Annotated in this window: 18 protein-coding genes and 2 riboswitches; of the genes, 5 read left to right on the forward strand and 13 right to left on the reverse strand. The window is 44.2% G+C overall.

The annotated features are described in order from the left end of the window. Nucleotides 1-46: 46 nt before the first annotated feature. Nucleotides 47-134, reverse strand: a riboswitch (cyclic di-GMP riboswitch). 79 nt (nucleotides 135-213) lie between these two features. The 5 genes from ACFPA1_RS22885 to flgM all read right to left on the reverse strand — a co-directional run bounded on the left by ACFPA1_RS22885 (nucleotide 214) and on the right by flgM (nucleotide 5075). Next, on the reverse strand, nucleotides 214-1818 hold the full coding sequence (locus ACFPA1_RS22885; RefSeq protein ID WP_378585945.1) for a flagellin: 1605 nt from the start codon (nucleotides 1816-1818) through the stop codon (nucleotides 214-216). 175 nt (nucleotides 1819-1993) lie between these two features. Continuing rightward, nucleotides 1994-2872, reverse strand: a complete 879-nt coding sequence (flgL, locus tag ACFPA1_RS22890) for a flagellar hook-associated protein FlgL (protein ID WP_378585948.1) — start codon at nucleotides 2870-2872, stop codon at nucleotides 1994-1996. A 21-nt stretch (nucleotides 2873-2893) separates the two neighbouring features. Next, nucleotides 2894-4339, reverse strand: a complete 1446-nt coding sequence (gene flgK, locus ACFPA1_RS22895) for a flagellar hook-associated protein FlgK (protein WP_378585950.1) — start codon at nucleotides 4337-4339, stop codon at nucleotides 2894-2896. Nucleotides 4340-4353: 14 nt separating this feature from the next. Further along, nucleotides 4354-4815: a flagellar protein FlgN gene (locus tag ACFPA1_RS22900; RefSeq protein WP_378585953.1), complete on the reverse strand. Its 462-nt coding sequence runs from the start codon at nucleotides 4813-4815 to the stop codon at nucleotides 4354-4356. Then, on the reverse strand, nucleotides 4812-5075 hold the full coding sequence (gene flgM, locus ACFPA1_RS22905; protein ID WP_378585955.1) for a flagellar biosynthesis anti-sigma factor FlgM: 264 nt from the start codon (nucleotides 5073-5075) through the stop codon (nucleotides 4812-4814). Before flgM ends, ACFPA1_RS22900 begins: the two co-directional genes overlap by 4 nt. Before the next feature lie 189 nt (nucleotides 5076-5264). On the opposite strand from flgM, the gene ACFPA1_RS22910 reads away from it, so the two are divergent. Further along, on the forward strand, nucleotides 5265-5714 hold the full coding sequence (locus ACFPA1_RS22910) for a PilZ domain-containing protein (RefSeq protein ID WP_378585956.1): 450 nt from the start codon (nucleotides 5265-5267) through the stop codon (nucleotides 5712-5714). Nucleotides 5715-5755: 41 nt separating this feature from the next. Here ACFPA1_RS22910 and ACFPA1_RS22915 read toward each other — a convergent pair whose 3' ends face one another. The 4 genes from ACFPA1_RS22915 to ACFPA1_RS22930 form a co-directional block, all read right to left on the reverse strand. Beyond that, nucleotides 5756-6526 carry a flagellar hook-basal body protein gene (locus tag ACFPA1_RS22915; RefSeq protein WP_378585959.1) on the reverse strand — a complete coding sequence of 257 codons (771 nt, stop codon included), beginning with the start codon at nucleotides 6524-6526 and terminating at the stop codon, nucleotides 5756-5758. Nucleotides 6527-6754: 228 nt separating this feature from the next. Then, nucleotides 6755-7606 (reverse strand): flagellar hook-basal body protein, encoded by an 852-nt coding sequence (locus tag ACFPA1_RS22920; protein ID WP_378585962.1) that lies wholly within the window; start codon nucleotides 7604-7606, stop codon nucleotides 6755-6757. Between the two features lie 24 nt (nucleotides 7607-7630). After that, nucleotides 7631-8038, reverse strand: coding sequence for a flagellar basal body-associated FliL family protein (locus ACFPA1_RS22925; protein ID WP_378585965.1), 408 nt, complete (start codon nucleotides 8036-8038; stop codon nucleotides 7631-7633). 22 nt (nucleotides 8039-8060) lie between these two features. Then, nucleotides 8061-8501 carry a YaaR family protein gene (locus tag ACFPA1_RS22930; protein WP_378585968.1) on the reverse strand — a complete coding sequence of 147 codons (441 nt, stop codon included), beginning with the start codon at nucleotides 8499-8501 and terminating at the stop codon, nucleotides 8061-8063. A gap of 103 nt (nucleotides 8502-8604) precedes the next feature. Between ACFPA1_RS22930 and motA the strand changes: the two genes are divergently transcribed. The 4 genes from motA to ACFPA1_RS22950 all read left to right on the forward strand — a co-directional run bounded on the left by motA (nucleotide 8605) and on the right by ACFPA1_RS22950 (nucleotide 11609). Continuing rightward, nucleotides 8605-9396 (forward strand): flagellar motor stator protein MotA, encoded by a 792-nt coding sequence (gene motA, locus ACFPA1_RS22935; RefSeq protein ID WP_378585971.1) that lies wholly within the window; start codon nucleotides 8605-8607, stop codon nucleotides 9394-9396. A 75-nt stretch (nucleotides 9397-9471) separates the two neighbouring features. Next, nucleotides 9472-10197, forward strand: a complete 726-nt coding sequence (locus ACFPA1_RS22940; RefSeq protein ID WP_378585974.1) for a flagellar motor protein MotB — start codon at nucleotides 9472-9474, stop codon at nucleotides 10195-10197. 80 nt (nucleotides 10198-10277) lie between these two features. Beyond that, a riboswitch (cyclic di-GMP riboswitch) is annotated at nucleotides 10278-10373 on the forward strand. Beyond that, a complete protein-coding gene (locus tag ACFPA1_RS22945; RefSeq protein WP_378585977.1) occupies nucleotides 10337-10576 on the forward strand; it encodes a hypothetical protein in 240 nt (79 codons plus the stop codon). Its footprint overlaps the riboswitch before it by 37 nt. A 130-nt stretch (nucleotides 10577-10706) precedes the next feature. Beyond that, on the forward strand, nucleotides 10707-11609 hold the full coding sequence (locus tag ACFPA1_RS22950) for a DMT family transporter (RefSeq protein ID WP_378585980.1): 903 nt from the start codon (nucleotides 10707-10709) through the stop codon (nucleotides 11607-11609). A gap of 73 nt (nucleotides 11610-11682) precedes the next feature. Here ACFPA1_RS22950 and ACFPA1_RS22955 read toward each other — a convergent pair whose 3' ends face one another. From ACFPA1_RS22955 to ACFPA1_RS22970, 4 genes are all read right to left on the reverse strand, one after another. Further along, a complete protein-coding gene (locus tag ACFPA1_RS22955) occupies nucleotides 11683-12543 on the reverse strand; it encodes an NADPH-dependent oxidoreductase (protein WP_378585982.1) in 861 nt (286 codons plus the stop codon). A gap of 158 nt (nucleotides 12544-12701) precedes the next feature. Beyond that, entirely contained in the window at nucleotides 12702-13631 is a 930-nt protein-coding gene (locus ACFPA1_RS22960; protein WP_378585985.1) for an aminopeptidase, read from the reverse strand. Nucleotides 13632-13652: 21 nt separating this feature from the next. Next, nucleotides 13653-14324, reverse strand: coding sequence for an AroM family protein (locus tag ACFPA1_RS22965; protein ID WP_378585988.1), 672 nt, complete (start codon nucleotides 14322-14324; stop codon nucleotides 13653-13655). A gap of 53 nt (nucleotides 14325-14377) precedes the next feature. Then, nucleotides 14378-15325 carry a DUF1177 domain-containing protein gene (locus tag ACFPA1_RS22970; RefSeq protein ID WP_378585991.1) on the reverse strand — a complete coding sequence of 316 codons (948 nt, stop codon included), beginning with the start codon at nucleotides 15323-15325 and terminating at the stop codon, nucleotides 14378-14380. Nucleotides 15326-15336 lie beyond the last annotated feature (11 nt).

A 15336-nucleotide genomic window follows, 5' to 3' on the forward strand; every position in this document is an offset into this window, starting at 1 on the left:
TCCTCCCAAAAAAAATGTGAAAACATATGCGAAAAAGGCACTATAATGCGGCAACCCGGCTGACATACTTTTGGCAAAAGGTTAGTCCCGCAGCTTTGCGTCCTACAGTTTCCTGTAATTTGCCCTTTTTCACGAAAGAAAATATATATACCCGTAGCTTAAAAAGAAGTCCCTTCAAACAAGAGACTTCTTTTTAATTGGAATAATCAGCTATTAACCACGAAGAAGCTGTAAAACGCCTTGAGGCTGTTGGTTAGCCTGTGCAAGCATAGATTGAGCTGCTTGAGAAAGGATATTATTTTTCGTAAATTGCATCATTTCATTCGCCATATCAACATCACGTAAACGCGACTCAGCCGCTGTTAAGTTTTCGGAAGAGGTTCCAAGACTGTTGATTGTGTGTTCTAATCGGTTCTGAATTGCCCCAAGTTTAGAACGTTCAGAAGAAACTTTGCTGATTGCACCATCTAAAACTTTTAATGCATCCTCAGCACTTACTTCACTCATTAGTGAGATATTTACACCATCTTTCTTAAGACCTAATGCGACTGAGTCCATTGCATTTATACCAATTTCCAAAGTTTGACCAGAATTTGCTCCTACATGAATTGAAACTGTGTTGTTAGCTGACCCCACTGTAATGGTAGATTGATCAGCAGCATTAATAGTATCCTTAAATGATAATTGCAGATTGGAAACTTGAACAACAGAGTTGGAACGAACCGCAATTCTTCCATCTCCAGTACCCGCAGCGTTATCTCCATTAATATCTACCTGAGCGATGAAGTCATCTTTATTCCCCGCAACTTGAAGCTGTTGTAGTCCACCATTTAGGCCGCCATTCATTTCATCATTGAAAGATGAGCGTGAGATTCCTTCTGAAGAAGTCGCAGTTATTTTTAAGGAACTAATATCATTGGCAGCACCGGATTGGCCAGAAATAACCAAAGAGTTTGCAGCAGATTTACTATCGTCCAGACCTTCAGCACCAGTATCAGCTAGGAAATCCCCAACACCTGCACTCATTGATACATCGGCAGCACCTAATGTATTTTTAACAGATGACATAAAATCATCTAATGTACTTTCTGCTGTTACAACATATACAGAAGTTTTTACTTCACCACCAACAACAGCTGAAAGAGTGATTTCATCTCCCACTTGTAGACCATAGTTGTTTGTACCATCACCAATGTCTGTCAATTTTGTTTTTCCATCTACTGGCGCAGCTGTTGCACCACTTTGATTCATTAATACACCCGTTTGCCAAATGGCTTCTGTGGCATCGAGTAAAGGACCACTTGTTGTGACAGTAGTTGTTCCAGCGGCTGCAGTTGATGAAGCAACTACATTAGCCACTGAACCACCTGTTGATTGTGCAAATTTAGCAGTTTTAGAGATATCACCGTTTAAGATTTTAAAGCTATTGAATTCTGTATCGCTAGCAACACGATCAATCTCATCAATCAGTTGATTGACCTCTGTTTGGATGTTTTCCTTATCTTGAGTTGTTGAAGTTCCGTTTGCTGCCTGGTTTGCCAGTTCACGAACACGTTGCAGAATACTGTGTGTTTCGTTCATTGCACCCTCAGCAGTTTGGATTAAGGAAATACCATCTTGAGCGTTGCGGGAAGCTTGGTCTAAGCCGCGGATTTGCGCTCTCATTTTTTCAGAAATTGCAAGACCTGTAGCATCGTCTGCCGCACGGTTGATACGTAAACCTGAAGATAACTTTTCTAAGTTCTTAGAAGCCGCGCTTGAGTTTGCACTTAATTGATGATAAGCATTTAGTGCTGAAATGTTATGGTTAATTCTCATCTCTTTTTTCCTCCTAGTGTAGGTAAATTGGTTTATTGCCTTTCTACTATTCTTTAACGACATTTTTTGTGGAGTGGAGAGAGGATGAGGATTATTTTTTATTATTTTTTACTTATTTGGAGAAATTTTCGCAAAAAAAGGATGCTCCCGGCCCCCGGGAACACCTCTAAAAATATTATCTTAAAAAATCCACTAGCGTAGGCTGGATTGACTTTGCACCGGACGACAGCGCTGCATTTAGAATCGTTTGCTGATTGGTCAAATCAGTTATCACCTTAGCCATGTCAGCATCTTCATTTTTAGAAAGAATGCTCTTAGTGGTTATTTCTGTTTCGTCCAAACGGTTGACCATCATTTCTAAACGGTTCACATTGGTACCGACTAAGGAACGATGGGCCAAAAGATTGCTTAACTGCTTATCCAAAGTGCCTAGCAGTTGTTCAGGATTGTTGCCCATATCCAGTTCACCGGCAATTTTTTCAATAGTTTCAGATAAATTAAGTCCATCGGCTTGAAAATTAAAAATTTCCGTCCCGTTGACATTGACGTTCATATAGATGCCTTGGCCGACGTTCCAAGACAGAGAGTTCTGATTGGTATTCACAAACTTTCCATCCTGAAACGGCGCCGTGTCCGTATCGGTTCCAGCAAACAGATAGCGGTCGCCGATTTTAGCATTGGCGATATCGCCGATTTCACCGATAAGCTCCTTTAAACCGATTGCGATGGATTGCCTGGCTTCCTGGTTATTAACGCCATTTGCGCCTTGGACCGTCAACTCGCGCGCTTTTTGCATCACCTGCGTCAAGTCGTCCAAGGATTTATCCGTGGCCTCCAACCAGTCCAGCCCGTCTTCAGCATTCCGTTTAAACTGTCCTGTTTCTGCCAGCGCTGAGCGGTAGGACATGATTTGAATAGATTTTACCGGATCATCTGAAGTCTTGTTGACCGCCTTGCCCGAAGCAATCTGCTCCTGATACTGACTCAAGGAGCGGTAATTCTGTTGAATATTCCGGATCATTTGCGTACTTAACATCTTTTGTGTAACACGCACTTTACTCACCTCCGCCTATGACTAAACCCCTACACGACCCGTTCCGTTTATTAATTTATCTAATACCTCGTCCATGACCGATATGTATCGTGATGCCGCATTATAGGATTGCTGGAACCGGACCATGTTCGTCATTTCTTCATCAATCGAAACGCCTGATACTGACTGGCGGCGGTTTTCTGCCTGCTGCACTAACATGTCTGCGTTATTTTCCATCTGCAGTGCCTCTTGCGTTTTTATGCCAATCTCTCCTGCCAGCGTCCGGTAAAATTGATTCAAAGTAGTAGACTGATTGGAAAAAGAAAGAACCTTAAATTTTAAGTCATTTAACTGATTGGCGTTTTGTGCGTCCCCTGCGCTGGCCTCTTGTGCCGCCGCGATTTTATTCAAGGAAGCTGTAATCAGTGGGTTAACCATAATGTCACCTGCCGTAGTCGGAGAGGTACCAGCCTTCGTCACAAAAAACGGGATTTGCTCCAGAGTGGCGTTTGGATCTATTTTTCGATTTTGAATATCATCCAGATTCATGGCATTGGCACCGGCATGGATGCTGTTTACTTGTGAACTGAATACCGTCACCATTTCATTGATTTTTGCCATATAAGAAGGAATATCCTGCGTTAAAGAATCCACCATGCCGGCCAACTCCCCAGATTTCAAGGAAATGTTCTGCCCGTTCAGCAATGGTTGGTTATTCGAGCTATCAAAGGATACTGTGCTGCTTTGATCACCATTGACCAAATACTCTTGGCCTATAAAAATATCAACCATTCCGCCCGCCGCAGGCTTCACTTCAATGTCAGCCAATTTCGAAAGCTGGTCAATCATCAAATCGCGCTTGTCCATTAAATCGTTAGGCTCTTGTCCGGAAGCCACCATCTTTGCAATTTGCGTATTTAGTCCGCTGACCTGCTTGGTAAGGTTATTCATTTCCGTCATTTTCGTCGAAATATTATTTTTTAAATCTTGGCTTAAATGATCGATAGAATTGGAGATTTGATTGAAACGGTCCGCCAGCGCGGTGCCGTTGGAAAGAACCACAGCGCGTGCTGATAAGCTGTCCGGCTCCTTCGACAAATCCTCCCATGATTGCCAAAAGCGATCGAAGACTGCCTGCAATCCATTATCGGAAGGTTCGTTTAAAGTCTGTTCGATTTTTGACAGTGTATCCTGTTTCACGTTCCAATACCCAAGCTGCTCGTTTTGTGTCCGGAACTGTCCGTCCAAAAATGAATCCCGGATCCGGGTGATTTCTGTCGTATCTACACCTGTTCCCAACTGATAGGGGCCTTTTCCCGCACTCATGGCCGGATATGTAAGCGGATTGGAGGCTGCGGTGACGGCCTTTTGCCTGGTGTAACCCTCTGTATTGGCATTGGAGATATTGTGCCCGGTTACGCTGAGGGCTGTGGATGAAGCAAAAATAGCCCGCTTTCCGATTTCAATTCCATGAAATGTTGAAGTCATCTCGCACCCTCCCCTTACACTTTTGCATCGAAAAAGCTTCTCGATGTGTTGGCCTGCATGTAATTTTTCGCCGAATAAGTCAGTGGCTGTTCTTGTTTTTGTGTAAATAATGAAAGCATGCTGTTAATGTATTCTAGTGAAGACTGCACTAACTGGCTGTTCAGCTCATGCTGCTTCTCTAATTCTGTTAATTTTGCTTTAAGTTCGGTTTGATAGGTTGAAAGCTCCATGGATGAATATTTTTCGATTAACTCACTTAAAGTCTCCGACTGAAGGGAAGCCGTTTCCTGCTGGCGCCGGTCCTCTAGGTGGCTGATTTCTTTGATTAAAGCAGATTCCTTTGGAAAAATAGCAAGCAGCAGCTCCGGGTCACCTTTAATCAGAGCCGCCTGCTTTTCCCTCCCAACTGCGAGCAGTTTTTCATAGACGGTAATCATTTCTATGAGGACTGTTTTTAACGGCTCAACCGATTTCATTGATCCGTCCCTCTGTCCCAAGAATCCAATAATTTCTCAGCAATTTTTTTGCTGTCCACCTTGTAGGTGCCGCTTTCAACTTGCTTTTTTAATTCTTCAATTCTCTTTTCTCGTTCCGCGCTTATTTTTTCCTGTGCTGTAGGTGAAAACTCCACCTTATCTACCTGAACTTTTTTATTCACATCCTGCTGCGGCGTCTTATTAACCTGATTTTTATACGACTGATAAACCTGCAAACGGCTAAAATCATTAATCTTCATACGACCGGCTCCTTTCCGGGTGAAGCATGGGGACGGTTCTCGTGCATCATTGAGGCACGAGAACCGTCCCCATGCCTCATTCTTTATAATTTATTAACGGCCATTTCTTCAAAAGTGTTTAGCCCCTTTTCAGATTTGGTTTTGAATGGTAAATTTTTATTATTGAGAAAATATTAAGGGGAATCATAGTTGAGTACGACACATATTATCCTTAGCCTAAGTATAGTGGTATTGATTATTATTTTATATGCAGGGAGAAACTTTTTTCAAAAAGAAAAACATGTTGTTCCGAAAAAACCGAATCGCCGGACTGCGTTCCGGCTTAGCTTGCTGGATCAGGATTGCTGGTTCTATCCTTCTTCTTCAGGGGAACCGGAATACAAAGGGCTGATTCGCGATATCAGCATCACCGGAATGAAGCTACATTCTTTGGTCGATATTGGTAAAATCGATGAAATAACGATCGAGTTTGCCTTCTTGCGGGAATCCTTCACGCTGACCGGTCAGATCCGCAGAAGAAAGATTTTGGAAAATGATTTTTATGAATACGGGGTTCATTTTCATCCGCTAGATGAAAAAACAGAACAAAAGCTATTTAAGGTCCTCTGGGAGAAAAGTAAAGAAAAAATCGTGATTTAACTCGAAAAGAGCCGCGGAAAACGGCTCTTTTTTTGTAAAGATTAACTTCTAATAATCCCATTAGCAATCCCCATCATTTGGTCGGCAAAGGAAATCGACCGGGAATTAAACTGGAAGCCGCGCTGTGTTGTCAGCATGTCCGTAATTTCTTTGCTCAAGTCGACATTGGATGCTTCAAGATAGCCCTGACGAATTTGCGCAGCCGGATTACCTAGCACTTCATTCGCTCCACCTGTAAACCGATAGACATTTCCACCTTGTTGGATTAATTGCTGAGGATTCACAAAGTCCACAAGCGAGATTTGCTGGTTCGTTGGTGAAATGACGCCATTTTCATTAACGGCAAACGCCGCTCCTTCTGGGATTTCCACCGGGGCCCCGTTTCTGTCCATAAGGTAACAGCCGTCTGCGTTTACCAACCGGTATGTGCCATTGCCTGTCGGGCTCTGCTGGAATGACCCGTTACGGGTATAGAACACATCGTTCCCTTTCCCCACTTGAAAAAATCCTTTTCCATCGATCATAAAATCCAAAGGGTTGTTGGTGGCTTTGGCTGCCCCCTGTTCCAAATTCAACTGTGCAGCAGTGATGTGCACCCCGAAGCCTGTGCGGATCCCATTCGGAGTCAATCTGCCGACTTCACGACTTGCGTTCTTCTGATTATCGATGGAGATCGCCAAATTTTCTTCAAAGGATGCCTCTCTTTTCTTGAACCCTGTAGTTTCGGAATTCGCCATATTATTGGCGATTGTATCTAACTTTTTCTGATAGGCATTTAAGCCACTTGTGGCGATATATAGCGATGTATTCATGAGATTCATCTCCTTTGCTTGTGTGTCCATGAGGGGCAAGGATGAAGGACATTTTTTTGATTGCCACGGCCCCATTTGTCCTTCATAACCTCGATGAAGAACATTTTCTTGATTGCCACGGCCCCGTTTGTCCTTCATAGCCTCGATGAAGGACATTTCCCTACTTGCCGCGACATGCTTTGTCCTACATCAAAAAAACGCCACATCCCCATAAGAAACCAGTGTAAATTATACTCTACCAATCGAATTCAACAGCTCCAGAGACTTGTCATAAGCCTGCAAGACCTTCTGATTAGCTTCGTAAATACGGACGTTTTCCATCATGTTCGTCATTGTCATCGTAGGGTCAACATTCGATTTTTCAATCATCTTATGGCGCAGTTGCACACCGGCCGGCAATTCGGTCAATAACGGCGGCGGGTTTCCGCCTCCCTGCAGCTTGAACAGACCGTTTCCTTCCTTGATCAGGTCATTAGGATTTTGGATCAAAACAAGCCCCATCCGATCCAGAACCGTACTCCTAGAAAGGTCATCCGGATAAAGAATAATCTCCCCGTCCGCACTAATAGAAACATCACCGCCGGCCAATTCCGCACTCGTCCGAACTGGCTGGCCATTAGGGTTTAGCACCGTATATCCCTCCGTCGTTCGAAGCTGTCCCGCCTCATCCACCGTGAACCTGCCATTTCGGGTATAGCGGACTTCACCAGCACCGTTCATAACAGCGAAAAACGCACCAGGCTTTTGCCCATTTTGCACCGCCAAAGCCCTGTCATCAATGGCCACATCCAAGGGATTATCAGTGGTCACAAGGTCCCCTTGCGCAAAGCTTGAGATATTTTCCTGCGCATAGACCCCCTGCTGCAGCGACCCGACTAAGGAGAAACCTGTCGGATTCGAGCCATTGCCATTCCCAGAGTCATGAATCCGTTCAAGCAAAACCTCCGGGAAAGAACGTAAGGTTGTATCCACTTTTTTATAGCCTGGCGTTTCAATATTGGCTAAGTTATTCGTCAATGCCTCCTGCCTTCTTTGCAAGGCAATCATGCCGGACGCCGCCGTGTCTATCCCTCTAAGCATCGTCATTCTCCTTTTTTAAAAATTTTACTGAATCAACAGTTCCGTTGTATAAACGTTCATAATTTTTCCATCAGAGAACCGCTCGTTAAGCTTGTCTTTGATTTTTCCCTCGAAGGCCGTGATATCTTTAAAATCGTCTTTATTTGATTTAGACAGAATCTTGATAATGTCGCTTTCAATGATTGGCTTTATTTTTTCTGATTGCTTCAACGTTTTCTTGGAATCCATTTCAATCGAAAACTGAACTTGAATTAAGTTTTCCGAATTAAGGTTGGTGCTGATTTGCTTCGTTTGAATGGTCTGATTAGCGAGCTGATCAAGCGTCTTATCCTGTGAGCTTACAGGGTTATTTTTTTGATATTGATAGTAAAAAAGACCGCCCGCGATGATTAACACGAGAACTACACTTAGCGTTAGGATTTTTTTCATCATTTTCATCCTTTTGGTGTCAAAATTACAGATAGAGGTCGATTAACAGGCCTTTGATTTCCCCTATCTTATCAAGCAATTGAATATTTGCATCCTCTTTTTCTAAAATTTCCTTCGACAGCTCCAACAAATTTCTATCAATCTCTTTAATAATTTTTAGCCTCCTCCCCCTATTCATCGACGTGAAAGAATCCGTTATTTCTAAAGAGAGGCCATTTTTTACAACTTCCTGCAAAAAAGATTGAATTAATTTTTTATATTTTTGAAGATCAGCGGCCGTTCGTGACTGAACCAATCGCTCCCCTTGCTTTTGAATCCCGTCTAAAAGGGAGTTGAGCTGCTCTTTTACCAAATTAGTTTTTGAATCTGTCAAAATCTGTTGAAATGAGGATGATTCAGCTTGCTTCGTTTCTTTTTGAAAAAATATTTTATCGTTCGTGACACCAAATCCGTGACTAACTTTCAAGGGAAAACACCTTCCAAACGCTTAAGTTTGTGATTGTCGATATTTGTAAAACTAAATTACAATAAATTATTAATTTTAGCAATCATTAGAAAAGGAGAAATTTATGACGACATTTATCGGTTTGATTCTGGCTATCGTTTCTATCGGTGTAGGGATGGTATTAAAAGGCGCGTCGTTTGAAGCACTGGCGAACCCTGCTGCCTTTTTAATTATTTTTGGCGGAACGATCTCTGCCTTGTTTATCGCATTTCCCTTGAGTGAAATAAAAAAAATTCCGATGCTGTTGAAAATTGCTTTTGTCGAACCAAAGCAGCCCAGCCAAGATGAAGTCATCGAGATGATGGTGGATTGGTCGATGGTGGCGAGGCGTGAAGGCGTACTCGCATTAGAGGAAATTGCCGAGTCCGTCGAGGATCCTTTTTTAAAAAATGGTCTAGAAATGATTATTGATGGCAGTGACCGGGACCAAATGGAGGAAATCTTGTTCAGTGAACTGGAAGCAGCGGCCGATCGGCACAAGGCCGGCAGCCTCGTCTTCAGCCAGGCGGGGACGTACGCGCCGACACTAGGCGTTTTGGGTGCTGTGGTTGGTTTAATTGCGGCGCTCGGAAATCTTCAGGATATGGACAAACTCGGACACTCGATTGCCGCCGCCTTTATCGCGACGCTGTTAGGGATTTTTTCCGGATATGTCCTTTGGCATCCGATCTCCAATAAGCTAAAGCGCATTGCGAAAAAAGAGCAGGACCTGAAGCTGATGATGATGGAGGGACTTCTTGCCATCCAGGAAGGGTTAACACCTAAATTGATCGAACGAAAGCTGGCTGTTTATTTGCCAACAAAGGCACGTTTGAAACAGGAGGAAATGGTTGTGAAAGAGGTTGAAAGTCTGTAAGACTGTGAGTTCAAGCTGGAAAAATAGAGGCTGCGTTTTAACTAGGCCATCTTGTAAGAAAGGAGGAATAGAACGGTGAGGAGGCGGAAACTGCAAGACCCTGAAGAGCATATGGACGAAAGCTGGTTAATTCCTTACGCGGACCTTTTGACCCTGCTGCTTGCCCTGTTTATCGTCCTATTTGCTTCGAGCAGTATCAATTCCGAAAAGCTGCAGCAAATCATGGTTTCGATGAATTCAGCTTTGAGCGGCAAAGGAAGCAGTTTGATTTTAAAAGAAAATGCCAGCTCTCCTGCGGTGAAGCCGCTCGAAAAAACTGCCGGCGAGGAAGAGAAACAGGAAGAGAATGAAAAATTGCACAGCCTGATGGAGAATATTCAAAGCTATATAAAGGCACGCGGCTTGGAGAAGGTCATAACCGTTCAAGACGAGCCTAAGGGAATCAAGCTTTCCCTAAAGGATGTCATTTTGTTTGAGTCCGGCAGCGACGAATTGAAGGGAAATTCCCCTGCAATTTTGGGTGACTTGCTGGATTTGATTAAAGGAGTGCAAAACCCTATCAGCATTGAGGGCCACACGGATAATGTCCCGATTACCGGGGGCAGATTCAGGTCGAACTGGGAATTGTCGTCTGCCCGTGCTTTGTCCGTTCTTTACTTTTTCGAGCAAAATAGCATCTCTTCTGATAAATTGCAATTTGCCGGCTTTGGCGAGCAAAAGCCGCTGTATCCGAATGATACGGTGGAGCACCGCCAAGCTAACCGAAGGGTAGATATCATGATTCTGAAAGTCCAGGAATAATTTTTTCCCAATATAAAAAACGCGAAAACACTTGCTGAGACAAGTTGTTCATCGTCAAAATAGTAGTAATTCCATAAATCGTACGATAAAGGCAAACCCATTGAAAAATGGCGACGCAAAGCTACAGGGGCTAAGGTCATTGGTCATTCCGATCATCATGCTAGCCAGCTTCCGAATACGGACTCCTGCGATTTATGACAATAGAAGAGGGGTTGAAAATGGAATGAATACATTATTAGCTAAATTCAAAAAAGAGTGGCACTTGTTTAGGGTGAATTACCATGAGCTGTTGCTTGCAGACTGTCTTGACTATGAGTTGCAGTGCAAGCTCGAACAAAAGATTACTTACCATAAAATGAGATTAAATAGTTATTGTTGAGAATTAATTCCCTCCCTTGATTGGTTTCGGACATGGAAAATAAAGGTCTTCGAATTTTGAACAATATCTGCGATAATAGTAATAGATTCGTGAGAGTTCAATCAAAACACCATCAAGGAAGGAAGCAGCAATGAAACAATCCATAAGTTCAAAGTCTATCAGCCTGGCGCTTACTATATCTATTATCGCCATTTCGTTTTCGGCCATCTTTGTAAAATGGTCCGATGCGCCAGCTTCAATTTTAAGTATGTACCGAATGTTGTTTGCTAGTTTGTTATTGGCACCGATGGTTTGGGTGAAACGCAAGGAGTTTAAAAAAGTGAGTCCAAAGAATGGCGCCATGCTCTTTTTTTCCGGAGTCTTTCTGGCCCTGCATTTTGCTCTTTGGTTCGGCTCGTTAAAGTTAACCACGGTTGCAAGCTCGACCATCATTCTCGCCCTACAGCCGCTCATTTCACTTGTTGGCGGATTTTTTCTTTTTAAAGAAAGAACCACAGCTTCCGCACTGGCTACAATGGGGATTGCAATCATCGGAGCGATGATGATTGGCTGGGGAGACTTCGGTTTAAGCGCTGATGCCATCCGTGGCGATCTTCTCTCCTTTTTCAGCGTTATCGCGGTGGTCGGTTATTTATTTATTGGGCAAACCGTCGTGAAAAATATATCCCACTGGATATACAGCTTTAGCGTGTTCCTTTGTGCGGGGATTGTGCTTGTTGTTTATAATCTGTGGGCCGGAGTGCCGTTTCTCGATTATCCGCCTAAAGAATGGGGGATTTTCCTGCTGCTAGCCATCGTTCCGAGCCTTAGCCATGTAATTAATAACTGGTTGCTAAACTATGTGAACGCCACGACCATTTCAATGAGTATTCTCGGCGAACCGGTCGGCAGCACGATTTTAGCTGTCATTTTACTCGGAGAACGATTATCAGGCTGGCAAATCGCCGGCGGCCTCCTCGTCCTGCTCGGCGTCTTCTTCTTCATGAGCAAAAAACAAAAAGCCGCCCCGCCAATGCAGAAAGCAGCTGTGTGATGCATGCGAAGCACGGGGACGGTTCTTGTGCCTCAAAATTTTGAGGCATGAGAACCGTCCCCATGCTTCATGTTTATTTAAAGGAAAAGCCGTTTTGTTCAAGAATTTGTTTTAGGTTTTCTCGTAAGCTTGCTGAGGCCGCGATGGTTTCCGGTCTTGTGCATCTTCGTGCCGTGTGTTCGCACCATCCGTAATCCATCCCGTGCTTTTCAGGTTCTCCCGCCAAAGAGACCCTTCTTCCATCATACGTTCTCCTTGAAATCATAATTTGATCATATTCATTCAAATAAGTATCAACTTCTTCTATTGAATAAGTTTCAGCATGAACCGTGACTTGTTCAGGAAGCCGTGGTTTTACACCCCTTCTCATCCCCTCTTTCTCGAAACCAATCGCTAAACCCGCGACTGCATAAACACCCTCCGGCAAACCTAGTTCCGCCATAACTTCCTTTGGATTGTTCCGAATAGACCCTACCGGGACACTACCGAGTCCCATAGATTCAGCCGCTACTAAAGCATTTTGCAGTGCTAAAGCAGCGTCTACGGATGAAAGCAAAAACATTTCTAGCGTCTTGGCAGAAAACGTATAGCCCTGTCTTTCAGTAACATATTTTAATCGGAAGATATCTGCACAAAAGATGAGAAAAACGGGTGCTTCCTTGATGAAACTTTGGTTTCCCGATAATGCAGCTAACCTGCTCTTTCTTTGCTCATCCTTTACCACGATTATGCTGTATGCCTGAAGATTGGAAGAGGTTGGGGCGCTTCGTGCGGCAGTAGTAATAGCCTGCAAAGCCCCCTCCGGAAGCGGATTCGGAAGAAAACCTCGTACAGATTCATGGGCTGTAAGTACTTCAATCGTTTCGTTGATCAAATCTTTTGAAAGTTTAATTCCCTCTAATGCCAACCTACTTGAAATCTTCTCTTTCAGCATGAAAATATACCCCCTATTGAAAAAATAGCAGAGAGAAATGAAAAATCCCCCTGCCTTACTTTAATGAATTACTGTTTTATCAGAATGGGGCTCAGACCCCCATTCATTGCCCCCGATTACTGCGAAATGATGCACGAGAACCGTCCCCATGCATCACTTTATATTATGATTTGTTTGCCGTCGATGTAGAAGGCTGGGTTTTTGACGACGCCGTCGATGTGGACGCCGGCTGAGATGGTGCCGCCGAAGGTGTTGTTGCTGCCGAAGGCGACGTGGATGGTGCCATAGACTTTTTCGTCTTCCAGTACAACTCCTGTGATCCGGGCTTTGTCGTTGGTACCGATTCCGAATTCGGCCAAACATCTTCCATCTCCGTCTCCCAGAATCTCCAATAATCTGCCAGCGTCATCCCCTTCAGCATTCACAATCCGCCCTTCTTCAAGGGTTAATAAGACCGGCGTTTCCAAACGGCCGATTCCCGCCAACGAACCATCAATCAGAATTTGACCACGCGCACTTCCTTCAACAGGTGCAATATAGGCTTCTCCCGATGGAAGGTTCCCGGACTCACCTTTATTCAAATACATGCCTGTGCTCGGAACCCCATTACGCCCTTCAATAGAGAAAGATAAGCTATACCCGTCCTTCTCAATCAGGACCTCGCGCCCTTCCGTCAAAAGCTCCGTAACCTCTTCAGTAAGCTCTTTAACCTTTGTATAGTCAGCAGAAATGGCGCCTTCTAAAAACATATCCTCCGTAATCCCCGGCATCGTAGCGATTCTTGTACCAGCTGCTGCCGCTTGTTTGCGTGCCTGGGTATGGGTTAAGGAATGCTGCGTAATGCAGACCGCCACATCCGCTTCCACCATCGCGGCCGCAATCGAGACAGGAGGCTCTTCCCCTGACTTCTGCCGTTCCTTCATCACGACAATCATTGCTTCTGCGCCTAGCTTTTTACCTGCTTCATATAACGCCTCTCCAAGCTCTTTCTTGACATCGTCAGTGACAACAAGAAACAATTCCCCCTCTTGCAGTCCTAAACATTTTTCCAATACACTTTGGCTAACTTCTACTAACTGCTCTTTCATTTATGATCATCCTTTTTTTATTTAAATCATTTCTGATACTAATTTTGCCATAATTGCGTTTGAAAGGATAACTGGCAAGCCTGAAGCCTTCACCGCCAGTTCCCGCGCTTCCTCTGTATAGCCCATGCAGTCAAGCAAAATGATATCCACTTTACCTTTTAGTTCAATTGCCGCTGCCTCGTAGCCCGCAGGATCATTTTTATAAGGAGAAGCTACCGCAAATACTGGATCAAGCCCGAATGGAGTATATTTTGGTTTCAAGTTCGCCTTTTGTTCAGGAAGCGGCACGATGACACCAAACCGGCGGCCGCCAACCATCGCTTTTACCGCAGGCGGAATAATATGGTCCGGCTCAATCAAATAAGAAGCCTTCGTTGTTAGGCCGGGAAACACACCTGTACATAACAGAAGAATTTGCTTGATACCCATTTCCTCAAGCTCATCAATTTTCCTTTGTAAAATCGGTTGTATTTTTTCCCGAGACATCACAACAGATTCACCTGTCACTAATCGCGATGTCAGCACATAATCATCCGCTTCCGGAAATAAATGCTCTTCCACATACTCCTTGGTCATTCCGTCTAAGACGCCAACCTGGACGAGTTCTGCCCGATTCTCTAAATATCGTTCAATGATTGGGGCTACATCAGTCCTTGGTGCCTGCCCAATCGTAATCATACCCAATCTCTCCATCTCTTCACCCCTAAAGTAAAAATAAAGGAGGGCACTCGCCCCCCTTCTCTAACTTAAACCTGAGAAGCCTTCTGCCCCATGGTCTGCAGTTGTTTCATTGAACCATACAACTCTGTGATTTTTGCAAATTCATCCTTGCTGTACAGCTCACAGGTTCCGTTTGTAGCTTCCTTGGCCACTTCTACAGCAAAGCGAACGGCATCGGCAATGTCCGTTTCGTGGCTTGCGCCTGTACCGCAGCCAGGCACGATGGATTGAGCCGTAATCGCCACACCGACAACCGGAGCTTCTGTTGCGACAGCTGGCTGCAGGATAGAATTAATATGGTATAAATCATTGCCATATGGCGTAATATCCTGGGTCGTAATTGGGAATGTCACAGCCAATTGACCTGTTGCCATCTCCATTATGCGTAATAGATCATCGCTCACCCGCAGGATATAACCCTCTTTAACTGTTGGAGAAATAGCAATCCCCTTATGATTAATAACGCGATTACCCTTTGTTGTATCAATGGATAAAATAGCTTCCATTTCCGGTACCACTTCATATCTGTTCATGGTTAAAATATCAACCGGTGAATCCATAAAATCAACCGGTGTATGCGGGCGTGTCGGCGCATTTGGGCAAATATGTGTGGTGACAATCACGTCACCGACCAAGGTGTCCCCTTTTACCTGCATGTCCGCAAGCTTTAATGCAGAGGCAACCGCTGATACCGCTCCGTCCGCATCAGATACAAGACCAATTCGGTTCGGACGGGCGCCGATTCCGCCGAGGCGTCCAACGATACCAAAGGTTAGTGCGTCTCCACCATTGCTTTTTCCATTTGATCCTGGAATCACAATTTTAATAAAATCAGTGCTGCCCTTTTCACCAGTCACCGTTTGAACCGTAACGGTAACGTTTGGATACGGCTGGAATAACTCCTTTACCGTTTCTCCTGTCACATATGCATTATCCATTACATCAATCGCTGTTAAAGTTTGTTTTAGTACCACTCTTGTAACCT

It is taken from the genome of Neobacillus sp. GCM10023253, assembly GCF_042653105.1.
In the GTDB taxonomy this organism is placed as follows: domain Bacteria; phylum Bacillota; class Bacilli; order Bacillales; family Cytobacillaceae; genus Neobacillus; species Neobacillus citreus.